Here is a 21,472-nt window from a genome sequence, read left to right as displayed (position 1 = left end):
GGTTCGTGTTGCGTTGCTCGATCGATGCCGCGAGGCCCGCGGCCTCGTGGTCTACCGAGCTATGACAGCGAAGCCGCGACGCGACTGCACCATGTCACGAAAACTTCACGAACCCGGCGCGCCACCCGCGGCGCTCAGGCGCTCGCCAGGCCCAGCAGCACGATGCCGCCCGGCAGCTGCGTGAGCTCGGCGCCATAGACGTCGCGCACCAGGAAGGCCACGTCGTCGAGCCGGTCGATCGAGAAGCTGGCCTGCACCCTGGTGCGCCCCAGCGCCGCGTTGGTGATCAGCAGCCGGCCATGGCGGTAGCGGTTGACCTCGGCCACCACCTCCGAAAGCGGCACCCGGTCGAACACCAGCTGGCGCCGGCGCCAGGCGCTGACCGCGCCGGTGTCGACCGCCGCGACCGCGCCCAGGCCGGCCGCGCTCCAGCGCAGTTGGCGCCCTTCTTCGAGCCGCACGCGCTGCGTGCCGCGCGCCACCTCGACCTGGCCCGACAGGCAGGTCACGCAGACCTCGCCGTCGAGGTTGCGCAGGTTGAAGCGCGCGCGCTGCGCCGACACCGTGCCGCCCGCGGCCGTGACCATGAAGCGCGCGCCTGCCGGGGCCTCGTTGTCGAACTCGGCCTCGCCAGCCACCAGTTCGACGCTGTCGCCCCCGCCGCCATCGCCCGCCGCGCGGCGCAGGTTCACGCGCGTGCGCGTGTTGAGTTGCAGCACCACGCCGTTGGCCACGCGCACCTCGCGCTGCTCGCCGGTGGCGGTGCTGTAGTCGGCGTTCCAGTCGGTCACCGGCGACCAGAGCCCGAGCGGCGGCGACACCGCGAGGTAGGCGACCGAGGCCGCCACCGCGCCGCCGAGCCAGGCGCGGCGGCCCGGCGACGACGCAGCCGGTGGCGCACGGCGCGCTCTTCCTGCCGGCGCAGCTGCAGCCCGGCCGGCGCCATCGCGCGCCAGACCTCGCGCGCCTGCGCGAAGGCCTGCGCATGCGCGCGGCTGCGCGCGCACCAGGCCTTGAAGGCGCGCGCGTCGTCCTCGTCGGCCTGGCCCGAGGCCAGCCGCACCGCCCAGGCCTGGGCTTCGCGTTGCAGGGTCTTCATCGCGTCGGGATCTCCAGGTTCGTCGAAGGGCGCGGCTTCATCGTTGTCAGCCTTCATCTTGCTTCGACTGTTTTCCCGCGCCAGGACCGAAGCGCTGGATGAAATCCCGGCCCAATCGCTCGCAGCAATGCTCGAGACCGGCGCGCAATTCCTTCTCGACCGTGCGCACCGACACGCCGTAGCGCGTGGCGATGTCCTTGTGCGGCATCTCGTCCACGCGCGCGGCCAGCACGATCGCCTTGCGCCGGCGCGGCAGCTCGGCCAGCGCGCGCTCGAGCGCCGCGAGCTGGTCGCGCGCCTCGGCGCCGCGCGCCGGGTCGGCCATCTCGTCGGCCATGTCGTAGAGCGCCTCGACCTCGCCCACGCTCAGCAGGCGCGCGTTGCTCTTGCGCTGGTCCTCGGCCACGTTGAGCGCGATGCGGAACAGGTAGGCCGAGGGATAGCGCACCTCGCTGCGCACGGTGCTGTTCTCCACCCGCAGGAAGGTTTCCTGCAGCGCGTCGTTGGCCAGGTCCTCCGAGCCCAGCCGCATGTGCAGGTGCTTGCGGAACTGGGCGTAGCGCGCGAGGAACAGCGTCCGCAGCGCGGCCTTGAAGCGGTCGGGCATCGGCGCTCCCTCAGCCCGCGCGGGCTCCATCGCGCCGATGGGGCCGGCAATCGCGCGCCGGGTCGGTGCGCGGCGTCAGCAGGATCGTGATCGGCTGCCGCAGCGTCGGCGGCGGTGCATCCACCACCAGATCGCGCAGGCTGCGCAACACGCGCGCGTCGCGCTCCCGCTGGCCGCTGCCCTCGAGCACCCGGATGTCGCGCACCGCGCCGTCGGCGCCGATCCACAACTGCACGCCGAGGCGGTAGCGGCCGAAGGCATCGGGCTGCGCGATGCACAGCACGCGCGTGATCGAGGATTGCAGCGGGGCCGCATAGGCGCGCAGCTCGGCGGCGGCTTGGTCGCTGCCGACGGGGGCCTCGTCGCGCGGGGCGGCCGGCGCGTTCGCCTCCGCCTCGAACTCGGGCACCAGCGTGAACGACTGTTCGCCGACATAGCGCGCCACCAGGCCCGAGCCCGTGAGCAGCTGCCGCAGCGCCTCGCGCGGCGCGAGGCGCCCTTGCACCGACGCAGCGTCGCGGCCCGCGGTCAGGCTGCTGCTGACCAGCACCGAATGGCCGGTGATGCGCGCGAACTCGGCCAGCGCGTCCTGCAGCGGCTGCGCCCGAAGGTCGAAATTCAGCGCGCCGGCCGCTTCGCGCGGACCGGGCAGTTGCGCGTGCGCGAAGCGCGCGCCCATCATCAGCAGCACGACGAGGCACCAGGACAGCGACAGGGCACGGCCCGAGGCGGAAGCACGTGTCATGAGGCGGAGGAAGAAGGCAGGAAAGGTGCTGCGGGGAGAAAGTGGGCGATGGGCGCGGCCGTCCGCCTCGCGGCCTGGATCGATGTTCGCGGCCTGAGGCTATTCGGCTGACATGACCGACCCATGACAGGCACCGCGCACCCGGGTTCGCGACATCGCGGCGACTTGTGGGCGGTCTAGGCTGGCGGGTTCATCTTCTCGGGAAAGCGGAGACCTCGATGCGCGCAGCCTGCTTCTGGATCGCGATGCTGGTCGGCTCAGGTGCCATGGCGCAGGAAGCCGCGCCGGCCAATCCGTGCGTCGAGGTCACGGTGAACGGCGAACGCGCGCCTTCCTACGACTGCCTGACGCAGAAGATGCGCCCGCCCGCGTCGGCGCCGCGCGACGCCGACGGCACGCCGCAGCTGGCCTCGGAAGCGATCGCCAACCGGCCCTCGAACCAGCTCGGCCTGTTCAACCGCGCAGCCACCGGCACCCGCATGGGCAATACCTTCGGCACCTCGGTGTATCCGCAGCGGCCGCCGACGGTGGCGCCGGTGTCGCCGTTGATGCGGGGGCGTTGACGGCGGTGCGCTGCAGGCTGCGATCACTGATGACCGCGCAATGAGCGTCGCTTACCTGCCGCCGGTTGCAGATCCCGGAGTGCCCGATGGCTCGATCAGCAGGAAATGAGCTTCCTCCTGCGCAACGGGACGATGCTCCACGCCGCGTGGAACCACGAACAGTTCGCCGGCCGCGACCGTGACGCTGCGGTCGCGCATTTCGATGGTGAGGCTTCCCTTGAGGACCAGAAAGAAATCATCGGTGTCGTCATGCCGGTGCCATTCGTAAGCGCCCTGTGCCTTGACGACCATGATCTGGTTCTCGTTGAAGCGCGCCACGGCGGTGGGCTCCCACGGCATCGACGATGCCGGCAAGGCGGTGCCTGGATTCACTGGATTCATGGATCGAAACTCCCTGGATTGAATGCGATCGGAACGATCGCTCGGATGCGCCACATTGCGGCGCGACGTCGATACGCAGCCAACGTCTTTGCCCTGCATGCCGGTAGGGCGGCGTGCGTGCGCGCCGCCATTCTGCTGCCGATGCTGTTTGCTCCACGCGCAGGTCACCCGCGCCGCGGTCTGGACGCCTGCTGGGCCACGATGCCGCGCTGGGCCAACTGCAGGTTATCGAGCGAGCGCTGCAACCCGGCATTGAGCCATCGGCACAAAGAGACCCTGCACTTGCTGCGCACCAGCGACACGGCTGTGCCATCAGCGCGCGGCGTGCGTTGCATCGCCGCGAGCCAAGCGACCACACCACCAGAAGCTCGGAGCAGCGCATCTGGGGCAAACCAAGGCTATTCATGACGGCCCAGACGAAGCTCGACATCGAGATGGCGCGTTCGCGTGCGCAGGGCCGTCGCGGCTTGAAGCTGGATGGGCTTTTCTCGCCATTCGTTTGAACGGACACGCGGAGAGTTGCACGGTTCGAGATCGGTTGCCTGACCGACTCCAGAGTTGCTGTTTCCGTTCATACGTCGCGCAGGCAGATATCGGATCCCGCACTTCGCGGGGGTTCAACGTTTTCTATTTTTGATCACTCGATCTATTGCTTGGCAAACCACTCTTTCCGGGACACTATCGCCGCTCCAAAATTCTTCACATGGCGACGGCTCCGACGAAATTTCAAAAATACATAATTGACAACCGTTAGCCAACTTGCGTTTGCATTTAGACAGAGTTCCCCAAGAATACAAAATCACAAATTCCCAACAAAGACCGCCAGATCGATGGCAAAACCATCTAGCACACAAAATCGACTCGTTTTATCGAAAAATAAAATTGCATATCTTTTGAAATTTGAAAATTATTGATCGAATCCAAGCCGATATCGGAGTACAAATTTCATGGACAACGATGCCTATTTCTGGAAAATCCAACGCGGAGAGCTTCCTTATCCTCGTGCAGTGCAGACATTAGGAGGACGCATTGTTGCGATCGACGGAGAAAAGGGGGTTGCAGAAACGAAGTTTGATGGAAGTCCAGACTTCACCAACCCAGCGGGCATGATTCAGGGAGGGTTTATATCGGCCATGCTGGACGACACCTTAAGCCCCGCATTGGCTTCCATGCTCAATGCTGGCGAGTTCGCTTCCACGGTTTCTCTATCGGTTAATTTCTTTCGTGCAGCCAAGATAGGAACTATCTTTGGCCACGGTCGAGTAATACGCCGAGGCGGGAAGATCTGTCACCTTGCCGGAGAGTTGTTGCAGGACGGCCATATCGTGGCGACAGCGACTGCGGTCGCCGTTATTCGCGAGCTAAATCAATTCTGAAAGATAGCGCGACTAGAAAGCGTCGCTCTCCTCTTTCTCATCCGTGGCGGGCGTTTTCCGTAACGCGACGACTCAATCAACAGGGGAATCGGCAGCACACTGCTCCGGCGTGTCCTCGCCTCCTTTTCAACCCCTGCCCCGCCGGCCGCGCAGGCGCTCGTAGCGATAGACCCGAAAGCCCTCGTCCTGCACGAAGCCCACGGGCTCCCAGCCGCGCGTCAGCGCGCAGTCGGTGATCTGCGCCATCTGCACGCCGAGGTAGTCCTGCAGCGCGTCGTCGACCGCGAGCTCGAACTTGCGCAGCTCGCGGTCCAGCGCCTCGATGGCCGCGATCGCGGCCTCGACGCTCGCGAACGGGCGGCGCCGTGCCAGGCCGAGGCCGGGCATCGGCGGCGGTGCCTCGCGCCGCGGCTTGGGACCGAAGTCCACGCTGATGCCGCCCTCGACGCTGTCGAGGCTGCCCATCAGCGTCACGTGGCCCATGATGTTCACGCCATGAATCCCACGTCGCGCGGGTACGCGATGCCGTTGGCCGTGCGCCCGAAGTTCTTCAGGTTCGGCAGGATCCCGTCGAGCTGGCTGTCGGGCACGCCGAACCAGCGCGCGAGCGTGGCGGCGTACTGGTCGACCGAGGTGGTGGGCAGCAGCCGGCCCTGGCCCACGTGCCACTGGTCGGCATCGGCCGTGCTGTCGCCGATGCTCACGGGCGGCGGGGTACCGTAGATCGCCCTGCCCTTGACCGCGCCGCCGACCACGAAGTGGTGGCCGCCCCAGCCATGGTCGGAGCCGTCGCTGTTGTACGAGAGCGTGCGGCCGAAGTCCGAGGCGGTGAAGGCCGTGACCTGGTTGGCCAGGCCCAGCGTCGCCATCTGCCGGTGGAAGGCGGTCATCGCGTCGGACAGCCGCTGCATCAGGCCGGGCTGGTTGGCGATCAGGCTGTCGTGCAGGTCGAAGCCGCCCATCGAGACGAAGAAGACCTGGCGCTTCACGCCCAGCGAGGCGCGGCCGCGGATCAGGCGCGCGACCATCCTGAGCTGGCTCGCGAGGCCGTTGTTGGCCGGGAAGGCGCCGGCCGGAAAGTCGCTCTGGATCGCGGTCGTGACCTGGCCCTCGGCCTTGACCGCGCGCCGGATCACCTTGCTGTATTCCTCCTCGAGCGTGTGGCCGCGCGACTGCTGCGCGAGCTGCTGCATCGCGGCCTTGACGGTGTCGGAGCCGAACAGGTTGCCGGTGTTGTTGCCCACGCTGTAGATGCGCACCGCGCCGCCGGTGCCGACCTGGTACTGCAGCGCCTGGTCGCCCGAGAGGAACACCGCGTTGCCCGCGACCGACATGCAGGTGAACAGCGAGCCGGTGTTGCCCGAGAGCACGAGGTCGCCGATGTTGCCGCCCCAGCCCACGGTCGAGCCCTCGGGCGAGGACGACTGCCAGACCGACTGCTGGTCGTTGTGCGAGAACAGCTTGGGCGGCACCGGCCAGGCCTTGCGGTTGCCGCTGTCGTACTGGGCGCGCGTGATCGGCGCGATCAGCGAGCCGACGTTGAGCTGCACCGCGACCTTGCCCTCGTTGTGGAACAGGTCGGCCAGTGCGGTCATCGACGGATGCAGCGCGTACTGGCGTCCGCCCGGCAATGCCTGCGTGGGCGCGAGCAAGGTGGGCAGCAGCTGGGCGCGCGCGATCGCGATGCCGCCGCCGGCATCGCCGTTGCCGCCGCGGATCTGGCTGTACTTGCCGTAGCTGTCGGTGTCGTAGGTGACGACCGTGTTGGCGTAGTCGTTGCCGCCGTAGAGGAAGACGCAGACCAGCGCCTTGTAGTCGTCGCCGGACGCGGCCTGGGCCGCGGCCTCGCCCATGGTCGCGAGGTTGAGCGCGAACGGCAGCGCGGTGCCGGCCATCGCGAGCTGGCCCGAGCGGCGCAGGAAGGCGCGCCGGGTGTGGCGCGCGGGATCGATCAGATGCATGGGCGCCGCTCCTGGCTGGTCTTCGTCATCGGGGTCGTGGATTTCATTTCTGCACCAGGTATTCGGGCGCGCCCATCACCAGCATCACGGCCGCGTAGACGCGGTTGAGCCGCGCGGCCTCGTTGCTGTTGGCGTTGAGCGCGGGCGTGGCGAGCGCGTTGACGATCAGGTTCACGGTGGCGCTCGAGAGCTGGTTGCCGGTCAAGAGCAGGTTGAGCCGCTTCACCAGCGCCGCGGGATCGAGCGCCAGCGCCTTCTCGGCCGTGTAGGCGGCGCGCACGTCGCCGTTGTCGATGCCGTAGGGCAGCGCGTTCTGCAGGAAGTTGAGGTAGCCGCCCACGCTGGACTCGTTGACGATCTGGAACTCGGGCGCCACCAGCTTGCGCTCGGCGATGGCGGTGGCCGGCGGCACGTAGCCGGGCCGGAAGTAGTTGAACACCGAGGGCGAGCGCAGCGGGCTCTGGCCCAGGCCGTAGCTGGCATTGCTCTGGTCGCCGATGCGCCAGGTGCCCTTGGCGGAACTCACGCCGAAGCTGCGGCCCCATTGCGCCAGCCGCAGCATCGGCTCGCGCAGGCGGCCGAAGTCGGGGTCGGCGAGGCCGGCCGGCGCGCGCGCCTCGTCGTCGATCAGCACGGCGGCGAACACCGCCTTCATGTCGCCGCGCACGCCCGCGCCGTTGTTGGCGAAGGCCGCGGCCACGCGCTTCACGTAGGCCGGGCTCGGGTTGCTCGTGACCAGCCGCTGGATCAGCTGCCGGCCGATGAAGGGGCCGACGTTGGGATGGTTGAACAGCGTGTCGAGCGCGATCTTGAGCGCGGCGGCGCCGGGCGTGTTGGCGGGCACGGTGGCGCCGAGGAATTTCGCCTCGAGCATCGAGTGGCGGCTCGCGATCAGCACCATCGGCCGCGTGGTCCAGTCCTTGGTCTCGACGGTGTAGCTGGCGCCGGGCGGGCGAAAGCCGTTCTCCTCGGCGGGCTTGATGTCGAGGTCGTAGCCGGTGAAGACGCGCGCGAGCTGCGTCACGTCGTTCTGCGTGTAGCTGTCGAGCGGCTGGCCGTCGGCACCGGTCTTCGGCGTGCCGTCGGCCTCGAGCTGCTGCAGGCCGATGCTCATGAGCTGCATGACCTCGCGCGCGTAGTTCTCGTCGGGCTGGCGGCCGCGGTTGTTCTCCTTCTGGTTGCCGCGCGTGTTGAGGTAGAAGCCCATCGCGGGATTGAGCGTCATGGCCTCGAGCAGCTGACGGAAGTTGCCGGTGGCGCCGGCGGCCAGCGTGTCCCAGTACTGGGCCATCATGTGCGTCGGCCAGCTCGAGCCGATGTCGTTGGCCGAGACCACGAAGATCTCGCTGAGCGCGAGCGCCATGCGCTTGCGCACCGCGTCGCCCGACAGCATGAGCTGGCGCCAGACGGTGGCGTCGACGTCGGTGCCGTTGTAGGGCTGGCTCTCGACCCATTCCCAGGCAGTCTGCGTGCGCGGCGCGCTGAACTGCTGTTCGAGCCAGGGCAGGTAGCCGAGGCTGCGCACCGCGGCGATCTCGGGCTCGGAGGCCGAGAACTGCGCCTGCAGCAGGAAGCGCGCGGCTTCGGCGTCGCTCTTGGCCTGCAGGTAGTGGTAGGGGCCGGTGTCGACCGGCGTGGCCGGATCGGGCTGCGGGTTGCCGCCGCTGGCGCCGGGGAAGATGCCGCCACCCGCGCCACCGCCGCCGCCTCCTCCGCCGCCGCCACAGGCCGCGATCAGCGCCGGCATGGCGAACAGCGCCAGGCCCTTCAGCGCCTTGGCCGATCCCTCGTGGGCGGGCGTGCCGCCGCTTTCCTTCGGCTGCGCCAGCGGCGCATCCATCTCATGAGCCGCTGCCTGCTGGGCGGCTTCTTCCGTATCGAACATGACCCTCGCTCCTGCGGCGCCCGCGCGCCGATGCGGGTCAGGAGGCAAGGGTCATGCCCTACTGCTTTCCGTGGAATGAAGGCCCGGGAACGACGGACTTTCGACTTAGAACTGTGAACTTGTGTGACTTTTTCGTCGTTCAAGAAACACAATTTGACAATTCCTGTCGTGAATTGGCTTCAGCGAGCGCGCCGGCGGACACCGAGCGCGTCAGTCGTCGTCGCCGTCGTCGTTCGGCGCGCGGTACGGGTAGCCCGGGCCGTAGTAGGGCCGGCCCGGCGGCGGCGCGATCAGCGGTGCCGGCCGGTAGTACACGGGCGGCGGCGGGCGGTAGTACACCGGCGGGGGCGGCGCGTAATAGATCGGTGCCGGCTCGTAGTAGACCGGCGGCGGCGCGTAGTACGGCGGCGGATAGCCCGCGCCGGGCGTGCCGATCTCGATCGACCAGTGGCCGCGCGCGTTCGCGGCACCGGCGGCGAACAGCGAGGCGAACGCCACGGCGGCGAGCGCGGCCAGGTGCAGGCCGCGCGACGAGGAAGAAGAAGGCTTGAGGTTCACTGGGGGCTCCCGGTCCAGGCTGGCTGGCTGGCAACGACCGCGACGGCGGTCCGATGCACGAGCAACGCCCTGCCCCCGCGCGCCGTGCACGCCCGGCCACGGCTTCTGGTAGCCAAACGTGACGGCGCCGGCGCCGCTCAGCCGACCGCGCGGCGCGACAGCAGCACGTCGCCGCCCATGGTGTTGAAGGCGATGGTCGGCGCGCTGAAATCGCTGAGCGGCGCACCGAGGCCGATCTCGCCGCTGCCGTGCAGCACGCATTCCTCGCGTCGCAGCGCGATCTCGCTGCTGGGCCCGGCATTGCCGTGGAAGCGCACCCAGGTGCCGTAGGTGCTGAGGTCGATCAGCACGCAGCTGCCGTGCCGCAGCTCGATGCGCGCATGCAGGCGCGACACACGCGGGTCGTTGACCACGAACTGGGCATCGTCGACGCGGCCCAGGTGGATCGGCAACTGTTCGGTGCGGAACATCGAGCGCACGTCGAGCCAGCTCAGCTCGATCTGGCCGAAGTTCGAATCGGCATGGCGCCCCGCCATCAGCGCGGCCGGCACGGTCAGCGAGGCACTGAGGTCTTCCTGCCAGTCGATGCGGTGCACCACCGAGAGCTCGCTGCGGCCGCGGATGTTGATCGGGCCGAGGTCGCGGTGATGGACCGCGCCCTCGCGCAACTGGACGATCACCGACTCGGTGGCCCAGATCTGGCTCGGCCCCGCGAGATCGCTGAGCCGCGACGCCAGGTTGACCGCGTCGCCGAAGCAGTCGCCGTCGACCTCGAGCACCTCGCCGCTGGCCACGCCGATCTGCAGTTCCATGCGCAGCGGCGCGGGCCAGGCCAGCAGGCGCTTCTGGTGCTGGCGCTGCAGCTCGATCACCGACTGGATCGCGCCCGCGCCCTCGGCGAACAGCGCGAACACGCCATCGCCCAGCGACTTGACCACCCGCCCGCCATGCTTCTCGCAGACCGCCCCGATCCATTGGGTCAGGCGCGTCACCGTCTCGGTGGCCCGGGCATTGCCCATGGCCTCGAAGACCCGGGTACTGCCGGTCAGGTCCGCGAACACCACCGTGGAGTTGACAACCATGTTCTGAATCCGGCCTCACCGCCGTTGTTTTGTGTTTCTCTATCTCTGCCCGGACACGGAGAACGCCGAAATCCAGTCATCCCTGGACGGGTTTGTACCGTCAAATCCTTCACCCAGTCGCACTATTCTGAAGAGGAAGCGTAAGGCGTCGGACAAATACTGTGAGCCTTGTAGGAATAATCCTGCATTTGAATTAATACTTAAGAAAACACTCTTCAGTTTTTGCTCGAACTGCGACGTAAAGTGTGTTGTTTTCGAACAAGAAACACTGTTCCACAACTTGTGTCTTGCTCACCGCCCGATTAAGGTAACCGTCAATCCTGTTCTCGGTGTTACGTAACTCGCCATGACGATCATCCGCCGCCTGCTTCGTCTGCTGCACCTGTCGGGTGCCGGCAACGCACGCACCAAGGATCAGCAGCTCGGCCGCATCCGCAGCGCGATGCTGTCGCTGCTGCCCTCGCAAGGTGGCCACTCGGTGCAGCGCGTGAGCCAGCGCGTGCGCTTCGCGGCCGATGTCGAAACCCTCTGGTACCTGCGCCAGGACGTGATGACCGCGCTGAGCGCGATCGACGGCGAGACCGCCGCGCGCCGCAAGATGAAGGGCATCAACAGCATGTTCGAAGGCGGACTGCCGGGATCGATGGGACCGCGCGCGCACCAGCGCATTCCCCACCACTGATGTAACGGACGGCAGGCGGTCGCGAGCTGCCTGGCGTTCGCTTCGAGGCGGCCTCCGGGCCGCCTTTTTTTTGGGCGCGCGCGCGGCGCTTAGTGCGCGTGGCCGTGGTGCGAGTGATCGCCGTGCGCGTCGCCGTGATCGTGATCGTGGCCCTGCGCGTGCGGCCTGGCGCCGCCGTGCGGGTGATGGCCCCACACCATGAACACGTCGCGCCCGTCGGCCGCGAGTTCGACCTTCGCGCCCACCGGCAGCAGCACCTTGGTCGGCACGTGGCCGAACGGCAGGCCCGCGATCACCTGCACCTTGCGCAGCTGCGCGCGCAGCCGGTCGATCACGGTGTCGAGCCCGAAGCCGCGGTCGTAGCCCGGCACCTTGCGCATGCCGGTGAACTGGCCGAAGACGATGGCGCGCTGGCGCCCGAGCACGCCGGCCATGCGCAGCTGCTCGAGCATGCGCTCGATGCGGTACGGGTGCTCGTTGGTGTCCTCGATGAACAGCACGCCCTGGTCGACCGCCGGGAAGTACGGCGTGCCGAGCAGGCTGGTCAGCACGCAGAGGTTGCCGCCCCACAGCACGGCGTCGTGCACGGGCTTGAACTTGAGCGCCGCGTCGCGCACCGGCATGCGCCAGCCCGTGCCCTCGCCCTGCCCGCTCGCGAGGTCGTCGAAGCAGGCTTCCATGATGTCGTCGGGTCCGGCCTCGGCGCCGAAGTCCTCGCCCACCGCGGGGCCGGCCCAGGTCACGGCGCCGGTCTTCGCGAGCAGCGCGTTCTGCAGCGCGGTGAAGTCGCTGAGGCCGACGAACTCGGTGCCGCGCTCGATGGCCTTGGCCAGCTTCTTGAACGGCACGCCGTCGAGGATGCGCGTGAGCCCGTAGCCGCCGCGCGCGATCAGCGCGATGTCGGCCCCGCTCGCGGCCGCGCGGCCGATGGCCGCAAGGCGGGTCGCGTCGTCGCCGGCGAAGCGCTGGTGGAAGGACAGCGCGGCCTCGTCGACCTCGACCTCGTGGCCCAGGGCCTTCAGGCGCGCCACGCCGCGCCGGAACGCGGCCTTGTCGCGCACCGCGCTGGAGGGGGAATAGATGTAGATGTGCTTGTTGCTCACGGCGTCGAGTATCCCATCGCGGCCCGCGCCGCCTCGGCCAATGCCAGCGCCTGCGCGCGGTCCGGCCCCGAGGACCGGGCCAACGGGCCGAGCGCGCGCAGCGCGGCCTCGAAGCCGCGGTCGGGGAACGGCGCGCGCCAGGCGTCGCGCACGCGCTCGCCGCCTTCGGGCGCGGCCAGCAGCGCAGCGAAGCGGCCCGTGGGCGCGGCCGCATGCAGCGCCGCCGCCAGGTCCGCGCCGGCCTGCGAATGCACGAGCACCATCGGCGCGGGCGGCAACCGGTCCAGCCATTCGAGCAGCAGGTCGCGATGCCATTCGAGGCTGTGCGCGGCCTCGCGCTTGGGCTTGTCGCTCTTGCCGAAGCCGATCAGGTCGGGAATCAGCACGCGCAGCCCGGGCAGGCCCACGAGATGGCGGAAGGCATGGCCCCATTCGCCGGGACCGTGCAGGCACAGGCAGGCCACGCCGTCGGCCGGCCCTTCGTCGACGTAGTGCAGGCGCCAGCCGCGCTGCGACGGCAGGTCCTGCACGTGGTGCGGCGCGAAGGCGTAGTCAGCCAGTGCCGCGAAGCGCTCGGGCGGCGTGCGCAGCGCATCGTCGCGCAGCGGCTGCGCCTGCTCGCGCGCGGCCGTGCGCCGGCGCTGGAAGAAGTCCTGCAGCAGCGCCGCGCAATCGGCCGCCAGCACGCCGCCCTGCACCTGCGTGCGGTGGTTGAGCTGGGGCAGCGCGAACAGGTCGAGCACCGAGCCGGCGGCGCCGGTCTTGGGATCGGCGGCGCCATAGACCACGCGCGCGAGCCGCGCATGCAGCATCGCGCCCGCGCACATGGCGCAGGGCTCGAGCGTGACGAACAGCTCGCAGCCCTCGAGCCGGTAGTTGCGCAGCGCCTCGGCGCCGGCACGCAGCGCGTTGATCTCGGCATGGCCGCTGGGGTCGTGCCCGCCCACGGGCGTGTTGCGGCCGGTGGCGATCACGCGGCCGTCCTTCACCAGCACCGCGCCCACGGGCACCTCGCCGGCCTCGGCCGCGCGCCGCGCCTCGGCGAGCGCGAGCGCCATGAAGCCGTCGTCGGTCAAGGGCTCACTCGTCATCGGGCATCTTGCGTTGCGACTGCTGCATCGCGGCGTCGAGGGCCTGCTTGTACTGGTCCTGCACCTGGCGCGCCTGGTCGCGCACGGGGGCCGGCGCCGTCGATCCGTCGGCGGAGGCGGGCACCGCCGTGCCGGTGAACTGCTTCTTCGCGACCAGCGCGACGATCGCGAGCGCGATCACGAGGCCGATCAGTCCGAGGCCGCGCATCTCAGCGGCCTTTCGCGCGGGCGGTGGTGTCGACGGAAAGCGGCATGGGCGGAGTCTCGGACGTCAAAAGCCCGATTCTCCCTCGCAACCAGGGCCTGTTCACCCTATTCAAGGGGTCGCGTTGCCCCGCAAAGGGGCTGGATGCAAGGCGCCCGCGCGCAGCAAGGCTGATGCCTTGCAAGCGCGGGCAACGCTGCAGACGGCCCCTTTGCGGGGCAACCCGGAGGGAAGCTCGCCAGAGCCTGCCCCTCAGCGTTGCGCTCCTAGCGTGTGCGGACGCACACGCGTCGTCGCGCGCCTTGATGGGCAGGCTCTGGCGAGCTTCGCGACCCCTTGAATAGGGTGAACAGGCCCTACCGCGCGCCCGCCGCCTTCAATTGATCGGCCATCGCCGTATAGCCGCGCGCCACCGCGAGCTGCAGCGGCGTGCGCCCCTGGCGGTCGGCCAGCGAGAGATTGGCGCCCGCGCCGATCAGCGCGGCCAGCGTGCGCTGGTGCCGTTCGCCGCCGTCGCCCAGCACCACGGCCTCGATGGTGGCGGTCCAGTGCAGGTTGTTGACGTGGTCGAGCGGCGCGCCGGCCGCGATCAGCTGGCGCACCACCTCGTCGTGGCCCAGGTGCGCGGCCGCGATCAGCGCGGTGCCGTCGTAGCGGCTCGTGACCTGCTTCGCGCTCGCGCCCAGCGACAGCAGCAGCGCCAGCGTGGCCGGGTCGTCGGCCACCGCGGCGATGGTCACGGCGTCGTAGCGGTCGTCCTCGAGCACATCGAGCGAGGCGCCGGCCTGCGCCAGCAGGCGGATCGCCTCGCGCTGGCGCGCATGCGTGGCCACCTGCAACGCCGTGCGGCCGCGCGCATCGCGCGCGTCGAGCCGGGCGCCACTTGCGACCAGCGTGCGCAGCCGCGGCAGGTCGCCCTGCCAGGCCGCGCGGTACAGGCCCTCGTAGGCCTTGGCCTCGGCCACGCTGGGCGCGACCTGGGCCATGGCCGCGCCCGGCACGCCCGCGGCCAGCGCGAGCGCCAGGCCGGCGGCGAGCCGCAGCGCGCGCGGCGTTCTCATCCCAGCAGGCCCTTGACCTTCTCGAGCGCGGCGTTCGCGCACTGCTCGTCGAGGTGGCCGCCGGGCGCGCCACCCACGCCCACGGCGCCGATCACCTCGTTGCCCGACTTCACGGGCACGCCGCCGCCCAGCAGCAGGAAGCCCGGCAGGTAGACCAGGTTCGCGGCGCCGGGGTTCTTCTGCGCGTTCTCCATCATGGCCTGCGTGGGGCTCTTGGCCGAGGCCGAGGTCCAGGCCTTGCGCTTGCTCGAGGCCAGCGTGTGCGGGCCGGCGTTGTCGGCGCGCTGCACGGCGCGCACGGTGCCGGCGCGGTCGACCACGGTGGCGGCCACGTTGTAGCCGTTGGCGGCGCAGGCGGCGACGGCTTCGGCGGCGATCTGGTTGGCCAGCGCGAGCGAGATGTTGCGCTCGGTGCGCACCGCGGCGGGCGCGGCGGTCTGGGCCTGGGCCAGGGTGGAGGCGGTCAGGCCGACGACGGCGGCGGCGAGGGTGGCGAGGCGAAGCGACGAATGCATGAAAGGGTCTCCAGTGAGTGGCGCCGGCCCGTTGCCGGCGGCTGCGCCACTGTAGGAAAGGCGCGCCGGCGCGGCCATTCGTACGGCTGCGGGCCGCGCTCCGTAGTTCTACGGAGCGCTGCTATCAACCAGCAGCGCGTAGCGCCGGATCAGCTGCGCCAGCGAATCGCTCTCGAGCTTGGCGAACAGGTTCGCACGGTGCGTCTCCACCGTGCGCGGCGACAGCGCGAGCTCGCGCGCGATCTCCTTGTTGGTGAGGCCCGCGACGATGAAGGCCAGCACCTCGCGCTCGCGCTCCGACAGCTGCGCGACCCGCTCGCGCGCGGCCTGGTCGGCCTGCGAACGCTCGCGCGAGCGCACGTGCTGGCGCACCGCCTGCTGCAGCGCCTCGAGCAGTTGCTCGTCGTCGACCGGCTTCTCGAGGAACTCGGCCGCGCCGGCCTTGAAGGCGCGGCGGCACATCTCGACCGTGCCATGGCCGGTCAGCATGATCACGGGCTGGTCCACGCCCTGCGCCACCAGCCGATCGAGCACGGTGAGCCCGCTGATGCCGGGCATGCGCACGTCGAGCACGATCGCGCCGATGCCGCTGCGGTCGAAGTCCGCGAGGAAGGCCTGCGGATCGGCCCAGGCCTGCACGCGCAGACCCACGGTGCCGATCAGCAGCGAGAGGCTCTCGCGCACGGCCTGGTCGTCGTCGATCAGGTGCACCAGCGGGGATTGGGGATGGACGTTCGTCATGGGTTCTGCGCCAGCCGCAGCCGCAAGGTGAAGCGCGCGCCGCGCGGCAATGCATGCGCGGCCTCGAGGCTGCCGCCCATGCCGCTGGCCAGCGTCTCGCTGAGGCTCAGGCCCAGTCCCAGGCCGCCTTCGCGCGTGCTGAAGAAGGGTTCGAACAGGCGCGGCAGGGCCTCGGGCGCGATGCCGCGGCCGCTGTCGACGATGGCCAGCGTGCCCTCCTCGCCCTGCCGCGCGAGCTCGACCTCGATGCGCCGTTCGCCCGCCGGCACGCCTTCGAGCGCCTGCAGCGCGTTCATCAGCAGGTTGTGCACGATCTGCTCGAGCGCCACCGGCTCGCCGAGCACGCGCAGCGGCGGCTGGGCCGCGGCATCGAAGCGCACGACGACGCCGCGCTGCTCGAACTCGGGCGCCAGCAGGTGCATCGCATCGCGCACCACCTCGTGCAGCGCCAGCGGGCGCAGTTCGCCGCCGGCCTCGGGCCGCTCGATCACGCGCCGCAGCCGCCCCACCACGCCGGCCGCGCGACGCGCCTGTTCGACCGCCTGGCCCATGGCGCCGCGCGCGGTGGCGATGTCGGGCGGCTCCTCGTCGAGCAGCCGGCGCGCCGCCTGCGCATTCGCGAGCACGGCCGTCAGCGGCTGGTTGAGTTCATGCGCGAGGCCGGCCGACAGCTCGCCGAGCGCATTGAGCCGCGCGACCTGGCCCAGGCGCAGCAGCTCTTCCGCGCGGCGGCGCGCCACGCGCTGGCGCCGCGCGGTCCACAGGCCCGCGACCAGCAGCGCCATCGCCAGCGTCCACAGCGCGATCGCGCGCCAGGGCAGTTCGGACCAGCCCACCTGGCGCTGCGCCACCAGGTCGAAGGGCTGGCTCGGCGAGGCCAGCACCTTGGTGAAGTCGAAGCGCCAGCCGCTCTCGCCGATGCGCCCCGGCTGCAGCACCAGCTGCTGGCCATCGCGCTGCAGGCTCAGCCGCACCGGGCTCTGCTGCGGGTTCATCGGCCAGTCGCGCCAGGGCACGGTGCCCGCGAGGTCGATGGCCAGCGCATAGCTGACCGGGTCGGCGCCGATCGCCAGCAGGTAGCGCCCGTGCGGCAGGTCGAGCGCCGCGTATTCGGCGCGGCGCAGCTCGCGCGAACGCGCCTCGGCCCGCGCCAGCGCCTCGGCCTGCGGCCCCGGCGGCCAGGCCTCGCCGCGCGCGCGCCGCTGCACGCCGAGGATCGACGAATACACCGCGGGCAGCCGCTGCTCGGGCCGGTCGGCCGCGCCGCCGCCGCTCGCGGGCTCGAGCAGCGCGAGCGTGGCCAGCACCGCGTCGTACTGCACCACCTGCTGGCTCATCAGGCGGTGCGCGATGCGCGCGTCGGTGTCGAAGGCCTGGTGCAGTCGCTCGATCTCCGCGCGCGCGAGCCAGACCGCGCCGATGGCCGACAGCGCCAGCCAGGCCAGCCACCATCCGCCGCGGGTGCGCAACCACTGTTTCATGGCGCGGATTGTGCCGGGGAGCGGGAGCGGACAGCCGAACGCAGAGGGCGCGAAGGTTTCGCGAAGGTCGCAGAAGGGACATCCCAAAGAATGGAAATCCTTCTGCGACCTCTGCGCGCTTTTGTATTTCTTCTGCGTTCGGATGTCCGTGTTCGGCAGCCTGTCCAAGGGCCGGGCGAGAATGCGCGCCCGAGGCCTCAGTGCAATGCAGGACACCCTTTTCCCCCACCTCCCCGGATCTTCCCCTTCGGCGCCTGCCCCTTCCGCGGCTCCCGCGGCCGACGCTCCGGCCCCGAAGAAATCGCGCGGCGGCACCGTGCTGCCGGCGCCGGCCGATCCGGCGCTGGTCGACCTCGCGCTGCAGCTGCCGCCGCAGTTGCGCTTCGGCGGCTCGTCGTGGAACTACCCGGGCTGGGCCGGCCTCGTGTGGGACGGCGAGTACGCCGAGGCCGTGCTGTCGAAGAACGGGCTCGCGGCCTATGGCCAGCATCCGCTGTTCCGCAGCGTGAGCCTGGACCGCAACTTCTATCGCGCGCTCACCGCGAGCCAGTACGCGCGCTACGCGGCGATGGTGCCCGAGGACTTCCGCTTCGTGGTGAAGGCGCCGAGCGTGGTGACCGATGCCACGGTGCGCGACGAGAGCGGCCGCGGCACGCAGATCAATCCGGCCTTCCTCAGCGCCGACCTGGCGGTGCGCGAGTTCGCCGAGCCCGCGCTGCAGGGCCTGGGCCACCGCATCGGCGCGCTGGTGTTCCAGATGAGCCCGCTGCCGCGGTCCGTGCTGGCCGACGTGCCGCTGCTGCTCGAGCGCATCGCCGCGATGATCGCCGCGCTGCCGGCGCTCGCGCCGACCGCGCCCGACGCGGTGGTCGCGGTCGAGGTGCGCGACCCGCAGCTCATGACGCCCGAGTTCGCCGCCATGCTGCGCAGCGTGGGCGCCACCTGGTGCCTGGGCCTGCACGCGAAGATGCCGCCGATCGAGGACCAGCTGCCGATGCTGCGCGCGCTCTGGCCGCGCCCGCTGGTGTGCCGCTGGAACCTGCACCGGCGCCACGGCCGCTACGGCTACGAGGACGCCGAGAAGCTCTACGGCCCGTTCGACAAGATCGTCGACCCCGATCCCGAGACGCGCCAGGCGCTGGCGCGCGTGATCGCGGGCACCGTGAAGGCCGGGCAGAACGCCTTCGTCACCGTGAGCAACAACGCCGAGGGTTGCGCGCCGCGCACGGTGGCGACCCTGGCGCAGGAAGTGGCCGACCTGCTGCTGCGCTGAATCAGTCGACCGCGACGGTCATCTCGACCTCGACCGTCGCGTTCTTCGGCAGCGCATAGACGCCGACCGCCGTGCGCACATGCACGCCCGCGTCGCCGAACACCTCGTGCAGCAGGTCCGATGCCGCGTCGGCCACCTCGCTGTGCTGCGTGAAGTCGGCGCTGCACTGCACGAACACACCCACGCGCAGCACCTGGCGCACCGCGTCGAGCGAGCCGAGCTCGCGGCGCCGGATCGCGAGCGCGCGCAGTGCGCAGATCCGCGCGCCCTCGCGCGCCTGCTCGAGCGACACGGTGTCGCCCGCGCGGCCCGTGACCATCACCGTGGTGCCCACGCGCGGCACCTGGCCGCTGATGTAGAGGGTATGGCCGTCGCGCACGGCCGACGCATAGTGGCCGCCGACGCGGATCTCGCCCTCGAAGCTGTGGCCGAGCTCGGCGGCGATGCGGTCGGCGGTCTGTTGGCGATGGGCGGAGGCGGTCATGGGCGGAATTTCCAGCGGAAAGAAAAGGCGCCATCTTCGCCGCACCGGCGCGCGGCGAACAGATACAGAGCGCGCGAAAAGAAGCCGCAACAGAGGCCGCGCGCAGGCGCTGGTCCCGGGCCTCGAGGGGCTTGTCGAAGCGCTCGCTTTCACTCGTGCGAGACTCGCCGCTGAAGGAGAGTTACAGATGAATACATTTATATTCGTGGTCGTCCTGGCGACCCTCGCCCTGCTCCTGGTCGTGCTGATCGCGCAGAAGCGCAACGACAGCCGCGGCGGCTTCGTCGAACGCCCGCGTCGGCGCGCGCCGCTCAACGAACGCCAGCAGGCCATGTACCACCGCCTGGTGCAGACGCTGCCCGACCTCGTGGTGCTGCCGCAGGTGAGCTTCGGCGCCCTGCTCACCGCGCGCACCCGCGCCGCGCGCAGCGGCTTCGGCCGCAAGATCGCCGACTTCGTCATCTGCGACCGCAACTTCGAGGTGGTGGCCGTGGTCGGCCTCGACGAGAAGACCGGCCGCAAGGAGCGCGCGCTGCGCGAGGCCCACGATGCGCTGCTCGTCGATGCCGGCTACCGCGTGCTGCGCTATGCGCGCGTGCCCGACGTGGGCCGCGTCGAGGCCGACTTCGATCCCTCGCTGGCCACGCCGCGGCTGCAACTCGGCCCGCGCTTCCTCGAGGCGATGGCGCTCGAGCGGCCGGCCTTCAAGGCCTCGACGCACCAGTGGCATCCGTCGAAGGCCAAGCGCCGGCGCCGCGAGCGCCAGCCGCCCGCCGCCAGTCAGCTCTCGAACGCGAGGTAGACCCGGCCGTCCTCGATCTTCACCGGGTAGCTGCGCAGGTCCTCGGTGAGCGGCGCGCACATCGCCTTGCCGCTGCGCACGTCGAAGCGGCCCTGGTGCAGCGGGCACTCGATCTCGTGGCCCTCGAGGAAGCCGTCGCACAGCCGCGCATGGCCGTGGGTGCAGATGTTGTCGGTGGCATGGATGCCGTCCTCGGTGCCGTAGAGCGCGATGTCGCGGCCCTGCACGTCGATGCCGATCACGTCGTCGGCGGGGACGTCGTCCACCGCCGCGGCGTCGATCCAGGTGATCGTGGTCATGTCGTTCTTCTTTCTGTCCTGAATGGGTGGTGAGCCCCATCCGTTCGGGCCTAGCTTGGCCTGTCCTGAGCTTCTCGAAGGGCGAAGCCTTGCGCGACGCTTCGACAAGCTCAGCGCGAACGGTGGGGGGTTTCGCGGCGGGCCTTCCGCGTCAGTCGGGCTTGAGCCCCGTGCGCTCGATCACCGGCTTCCAGCGCCGCAGCTCCTCGCCCATGAACTTCGCCAGCGCCTCGGGCGTGCTGCCCACGGGATCGAAGTACGCGGTCTGCAGGCGCTTTTGCACCTCGGGGTCCTTGAGCACCGCGGCGATCTCGCGGCTCATGCGCTGCACGATCGCATCGGGCGTGCCCTTGGGCGCCATGTAGGCGAACCACGGCACGGCCTGGATGTCGGGCAGGCCCGATTCGCGCAGGGTCGGCAGCTCGGGCAGCAGCGCCGAGCGCTCAACCGAGGTCACGGCGATGGCCTTGAGCCGGCCGGCCTTGGCCTGCGGCATCACCGACACCGGCGGCAGGCAGGCGAACTGCACGTCGCCCTGGATGATCGCGGTGACGGCCTGGCCCGAGGACGCATAGGGGATGTGGACCGCGAAGGACCGGGTCTTGAGCTTGACCAGTTCCACGCCCAGGTGCGAGATCGAGCCGTTGCCGGTCGAGGCGAAGTTGAACTGGCCGGGGTTGCGCTTCAGCGCCTCGAGCCAGCCCTTGACCGAGTCGGCGTTCATGCCGTTGGACACCGCGCACACATTGGGCGTGGTGGCCGCGAGCGACACCGGCACCAGGTCCTTGAACGGGTCGTACGGCAGGTTCTTGTAGAGGATGGTGTTGTAGACCAGCGGCGCGTTGACCGACAGCAGGAAGGTGTAGCCGTCGGGCGCCGCCTTCGAGGCCTGGTCGGTGCCGCTGTTGCCGCCCGCGCCGGGCTTGTTCTCCACGATCAGCGGCTGGCCGATGCGCGCGGCGAGCTTGTCGTTGACGATGCGCGCGAGGATGTCGGGCGAGGCGCCCGCGGCGAAGGGCACGATCACGCGCACGGGGCGCTGCGGCCAGTCCTGGGCCTGGGCAGTCAGGGCGACGGCGGCCGTGGCGGCGAGCACGAACAGCGTCTTCATGGCGCGGCCTCCACGTCCACCATGCCCAGGTGGTCCTGCTGCTCGCGCGCGATGAAGCCCGCGATCAATGCGCGGTAGGCGGCTTCCACCACCTCGGGATAGGCGCCCTCCTGCTCGGCCAGCGCCCTCACCTTGTCGATCACCTCCTGCTGGCGCCGCGGCGCCGAGACCTGGAAGGCATCGCGCTTGAAGCGCGCCGCGTCCTTCACGTAGCGGCCGCGCTCGGCCAGCAGCGCGACGATCCGGCGGTCGAGCGCATCGATGTTCTCGCGCACCTCGGCGAGGTTGGCGCACAGCGGCCGGTAGGCCGGGTCGGTGAAGCGGCGCAGCGGCGCGCCGTGGGTCTCGGGTTCCTTGTCCTGCATGG

General features: G+C 70.1%; 24 protein-coding genes and 1 pseudogene. 5 read left to right on the top strand and 20 right to left on the bottom strand.

What is annotated here, in order from left to right:
• Positions 1–134 precede the first annotated feature (134 nt).
• The 3 genes and pseudogenes from INQ48_15570 to INQ48_15560 form a co-directional block, all read right to left on the bottom strand.
• Positions 135–1,099 (bottom strand): annotated as a pseudogene (locus tag INQ48_15570) (FecR domain-containing protein).
• Between the two features lie 46 nt (positions 1,100–1,145).
• Positions 1,146–1,706 carry an RNA polymerase sigma factor gene (locus INQ48_15565; GenBank protein QRF60536.1) on the bottom strand — a complete coding sequence of 187 codons (561 nt, stop codon included), beginning with the start codon at positions 1,704–1,706 and terminating at the stop codon, positions 1,146–1,148.
• A 10-nt stretch (positions 1,707–1,716) separates the two neighbouring features.
• Entirely contained in the window at positions 1,717–2,451 is a 735-nt protein-coding gene (locus INQ48_15560) for a secretin and TonB N-terminal domain-containing protein (GenBank protein ID QRF60535.1), read from the bottom strand.
• A 218-nt stretch (positions 2,452–2,669) separates the two neighbouring features.
• Between INQ48_15560 and INQ48_15555 the strand changes: the two genes are divergently transcribed.
• Entirely contained in the window at positions 2,670–3,014 is a 345-nt protein-coding gene (locus tag INQ48_15555) for a hypothetical protein (GenBank protein QRF60534.1), read from the top strand.
• Between the two features lie 51 nt (positions 3,015–3,065).
• Here the strand turns inward: INQ48_15555 and INQ48_15550 are convergent, their stop codons facing one another.
• Entirely contained in the window at positions 3,066–3,395 is a 330-nt protein-coding gene (locus INQ48_15550) for a cupin domain-containing protein (GenBank protein QRF60747.1), read from the bottom strand.
• Positions 3,396–4,342: 947 nt separating this feature from the next.
• On the opposite strand from INQ48_15550, the gene INQ48_15545 reads away from it, so the two are divergent.
• The gene (locus INQ48_15545; GenBank protein ID QRF60533.1) at positions 4,343–4,771 is read left to right on the top strand and encodes a PaaI family thioesterase; all 429 of its coding nucleotides are present in this window, start codon (positions 4,343–4,345) and stop codon (positions 4,769–4,771) included.
• 126 nt (positions 4,772–4,897) lie between these two features.
• On the opposite strand, the gene INQ48_15540 is transcribed toward INQ48_15545, so the two are convergent.
• From INQ48_15540 to INQ48_15520, 5 genes are all read right to left on the bottom strand, one after another.
• Complete coding sequence (locus INQ48_15540) at positions 4,898–5,263, bottom strand: hypothetical protein (GenBank protein QRF60532.1); 366 nt, start codon at positions 5,261–5,263, stop codon at positions 4,898–4,900.
• Positions 5,260–6,732, bottom strand: coding sequence for a DUF1501 domain-containing protein (locus INQ48_15535; protein QRF60531.1), 1,473 nt, complete (start codon positions 6,730–6,732; stop codon positions 5,260–5,262). Before INQ48_15535 ends, INQ48_15540 begins: the two co-directional genes overlap by 4 nt.
• Before the next feature lie 43 nt (positions 6,733–6,775).
• On the bottom strand, positions 6,776–8,572 hold the full coding sequence (locus INQ48_15530) for a DUF1800 domain-containing protein (GenBank protein QRF60746.1): 1,797 nt from the start codon (positions 8,570–8,572) through the stop codon (positions 6,776–6,778).
• A gap of 255 nt (positions 8,573–8,827) precedes the next feature.
• Positions 8,828–9,175, bottom strand: coding sequence for a hypothetical protein (locus tag INQ48_15525; GenBank protein QRF60530.1), 348 nt, complete (start codon positions 9,173–9,175; stop codon positions 8,828–8,830).
• A 137-nt stretch (positions 9,176–9,312) separates the two neighbouring features.
• On the bottom strand, positions 9,313–10,257 hold the full coding sequence (locus INQ48_15520) for an FHA domain-containing protein (protein ID QRF60529.1): 945 nt from the start codon (positions 10,255–10,257) through the stop codon (positions 9,313–9,315).
• Positions 10,258–10,603: 346 nt separating this feature from the next.
• Between INQ48_15520 and INQ48_15515 the strand changes: the two genes are divergently transcribed.
• A complete protein-coding gene (locus INQ48_15515; protein QRF60528.1) occupies positions 10,604–10,939 on the top strand; it encodes a hypothetical protein in 336 nt (111 codons plus the stop codon).
• A gap of 89 nt (positions 10,940–11,028) precedes the next feature.
• Here INQ48_15515 and INQ48_15510 read toward each other — a convergent pair whose 3' ends face one another.
• The 7 genes from INQ48_15510 to INQ48_15480 all read right to left on the bottom strand — a co-directional run bounded on the left by INQ48_15510 (position 11,029) and on the right by INQ48_15480 (position 17,136).
• Entirely contained in the window at positions 11,029–12,042 is a 1,014-nt protein-coding gene (locus INQ48_15510) for an LD-carboxypeptidase (protein QRF60527.1), read from the bottom strand.
• On the bottom strand, positions 12,039–13,133 hold the full coding sequence (gene tadA / locus INQ48_15505; GenBank protein ID QRF60526.1) for a tRNA adenosine(34) deaminase TadA: 1,095 nt from the start codon (positions 13,131–13,133) through the stop codon (positions 12,039–12,041). Before tadA ends, INQ48_15510 begins: the two co-directional genes overlap by 4 nt.
• Complete coding sequence (locus INQ48_15500) at positions 13,123–13,341, bottom strand: hypothetical protein (protein QRF60525.1); 219 nt, start codon at positions 13,339–13,341, stop codon at positions 13,123–13,125. The genes tadA and INQ48_15500 overlap by 11 nt, the downstream gene beginning before the upstream one ends.
• 353 nt (positions 13,342–13,694) lie before the next feature.
• Complete coding sequence (locus INQ48_15495) at positions 13,695–14,399, bottom strand: ankyrin repeat domain-containing protein (protein QRF60524.1); 705 nt, start codon at positions 14,397–14,399, stop codon at positions 13,695–13,697.
• The gene (locus INQ48_15490; GenBank protein QRF60523.1) at positions 14,396–14,914 is read right to left on the bottom strand and encodes a heme-binding protein; all 519 of its coding nucleotides are present in this window, start codon (positions 14,912–14,914) and stop codon (positions 14,396–14,398) included. Before INQ48_15490 ends, INQ48_15495 begins: the two co-directional genes overlap by 4 nt.
• A gap of 108 nt (positions 14,915–15,022) precedes the next feature.
• Positions 15,023–15,655 carry a response regulator transcription factor gene (locus INQ48_15485; protein QRF60522.1) on the bottom strand — a complete coding sequence of 211 codons (633 nt, stop codon included), beginning with the start codon at positions 15,653–15,655 and terminating at the stop codon, positions 15,023–15,025.
• Positions 15,652–17,136 (bottom strand): two-component sensor histidine kinase, encoded by a 1,485-nt coding sequence (locus tag INQ48_15480; GenBank protein ID QRF60521.1) that lies wholly within the window; start codon positions 17,134–17,136, stop codon positions 15,652–15,654. Before INQ48_15480 ends, INQ48_15485 begins: the two co-directional genes overlap by 4 nt.
• 205 nt (positions 17,137–17,341) lie before the next feature.
• Between INQ48_15480 and INQ48_15475 the strand changes: the two genes are divergently transcribed.
• A complete protein-coding gene (locus tag INQ48_15475) occupies positions 17,342–18,409 on the top strand; it encodes a DUF72 domain-containing protein (protein QRF60520.1) in 1,068 nt (355 codons plus the stop codon).
• Between the two features lies 1 nt (position 18,410).
• Here the strand turns inward: INQ48_15475 and INQ48_15470 are convergent, their stop codons facing one another.
• Complete coding sequence (locus INQ48_15470; protein QRF60519.1) at positions 18,411–18,893, bottom strand: RidA family protein; 483 nt, start codon at positions 18,891–18,893, stop codon at positions 18,411–18,413.
• Positions 18,894–19,080: 187 nt separating this feature from the next.
• Here INQ48_15470 and INQ48_15465 point away from each other — a divergent pair, with 187 nt between their 5' ends.
• A complete protein-coding gene (locus tag INQ48_15465; GenBank protein ID QRF60518.1) occupies positions 19,081–19,695 on the top strand; it encodes a DUF2726 domain-containing protein in 615 nt (204 codons plus the stop codon).
• On the opposite strand, the gene INQ48_15460 is transcribed toward INQ48_15465, so the two are convergent.
• From INQ48_15460 to INQ48_15450, 3 genes are all read right to left on the bottom strand, one after another.
• Positions 19,674–19,994, bottom strand: a complete 321-nt coding sequence (locus tag INQ48_15460) for a non-heme iron oxygenase ferredoxin subunit (protein ID QRF60517.1) — start codon at positions 19,992–19,994, stop codon at positions 19,674–19,676. The genes INQ48_15465 and INQ48_15460 overlap by 22 nt on opposite strands.
• A 151-nt stretch (positions 19,995–20,145) precedes the next feature.
• Entirely contained in the window at positions 20,146–21,105 is a 960-nt protein-coding gene (locus tag INQ48_15455) for a tripartite tricarboxylate transporter substrate binding protein (GenBank protein ID QRF60516.1), read from the bottom strand.
• Positions 21,102–21,470, bottom strand: a complete 369-nt coding sequence (locus INQ48_15450) for a chorismate mutase (protein QRF60515.1) — start codon at positions 21,468–21,470, stop codon at positions 21,102–21,104. The genes INQ48_15455 and INQ48_15450 overlap by 4 nt, the downstream gene beginning before the upstream one ends.
• Between the last annotated feature and the right edge of the window lie 2 nt (positions 21,471–21,472).

The organism is Variovorax paradoxus (genome assembly GCA_016806145.1).
Lineage (GTDB): Bacteria > Pseudomonadota > Gammaproteobacteria > Burkholderiales > Burkholderiaceae_C > Variovorax.
Note: the sequence above shows the minus strand (reverse complement) of the source record. Positions and strands in the feature narration are given on the sequence as shown.

Bases quoted from the DNA above. Each gene is read 5' to 3' on its own strand.
- INQ48_15495 (QRF60524.1), bottom strand. From the start codon at position 14,399: ATGAGAACGCCGCGCGCGCTGCGGCTCGCCGCCGGCCTGGCGCTCGCG.
- INQ48_15515 (QRF60528.1), top strand. From the start codon at position 10,604: ATGACGATCATCCGCCGCCTGCTTCGTCTGCTGCACCTGTCGGGTGCC.
- INQ48_15530 (QRF60746.1), bottom strand. From the start codon at position 8,572: ATGGATGCGCCGCTGGCGCAGCCGAAGGAAAGCGGCGGCACGCCCGCC.
- INQ48_15455 (QRF60516.1), bottom strand. From the start codon at position 21,105: ATGAAGACGCTGTTCGTGCTCGCCGCCACGGCCGCCGTCGCCCTGACT.
- INQ48_15500 (QRF60525.1), bottom strand. From the start codon at position 13,341: ATGCGCGGCCTCGGACTGATCGGCCTCGTGATCGCGCTCGCGATCGTC.
- INQ48_15520 (QRF60529.1), bottom strand. From the start codon at position 10,257: ATGGTTGTCAACTCCACGGTGGTGTTCGCGGACCTGACCGGCAGTACC.
- tadA (QRF60526.1), bottom strand. From the start codon at position 13,133: ATGACGAGTGAGCCCTTGACCGACGACGGCTTCATGGCGCTCGCGCTC.
- INQ48_15480 (QRF60521.1), bottom strand. From the start codon at position 17,136: ATGAAACAGTGGTTGCGCACCCGCGGCGGATGGTGGCTGGCCTGGCTG.
- INQ48_15555 (QRF60534.1), top strand. From the start codon at position 2,670: ATGCGCGCAGCCTGCTTCTGGATCGCGATGCTGGTCGGCTCAGGTGCC.
- INQ48_15475 (QRF60520.1), top strand. From the start codon at position 17,342: ATGCAGGACACCCTTTTCCCCCACCTCCCCGGATCTTCCCCTTCGGCG.
- INQ48_15490 (QRF60523.1), bottom strand. From the start codon at position 14,914: ATGCATTCGTCGCTTCGCCTCGCCACCCTCGCCGCCGCCGTCGTCGGC.
- INQ48_15535 (QRF60531.1), bottom strand. From the start codon at position 6,732: ATGCATCTGATCGATCCCGCGCGCCACACCCGGCGCGCCTTCCTGCGC.
- INQ48_15545 (QRF60533.1), top strand. From the start codon at position 4,343: ATGGACAACGATGCCTATTTCTGGAAAATCCAACGCGGAGAGCTTCCT.
- INQ48_15550 (QRF60747.1), bottom strand. From the start codon at position 3,395: ATGAATCCAGTGAATCCAGGCACCGCCTTGCCGGCATCGTCGATGCCG.
- INQ48_15450 (QRF60515.1), bottom strand. From the start codon at position 21,470: ATGCAGGACAAGGAACCCGAGACCCACGGCGCGCCGCTGCGCCGCTTC.
- INQ48_15485 (QRF60522.1), bottom strand. From the start codon at position 15,655: ATGACGAACGTCCATCCCCAATCCCCGCTGGTGCACCTGATCGACGAC.
- INQ48_15470 (QRF60519.1), bottom strand. From the start codon at position 18,893: ATGACCGCCTCCGCCCATCGCCAACAGACCGCCGACCGCATCGCCGCC.
- INQ48_15465 (QRF60518.1), top strand. From the start codon at position 19,081: ATGAATACATTTATATTCGTGGTCGTCCTGGCGACCCTCGCCCTGCTC.
- INQ48_15460 (QRF60517.1), bottom strand. From the start codon at position 19,994: ATGACCACGATCACCTGGATCGACGCCGCGGCGGTGGACGACGTCCCC.
- INQ48_15565 (QRF60536.1), bottom strand. From the start codon at position 1,706: ATGCCCGACCGCTTCAAGGCCGCGCTGCGGACGCTGTTCCTCGCGCGC.
- INQ48_15560 (QRF60535.1), bottom strand. From the start codon at position 2,451: ATGACACGTGCTTCCGCCTCGGGCCGTGCCCTGTCGCTGTCCTGGTGC.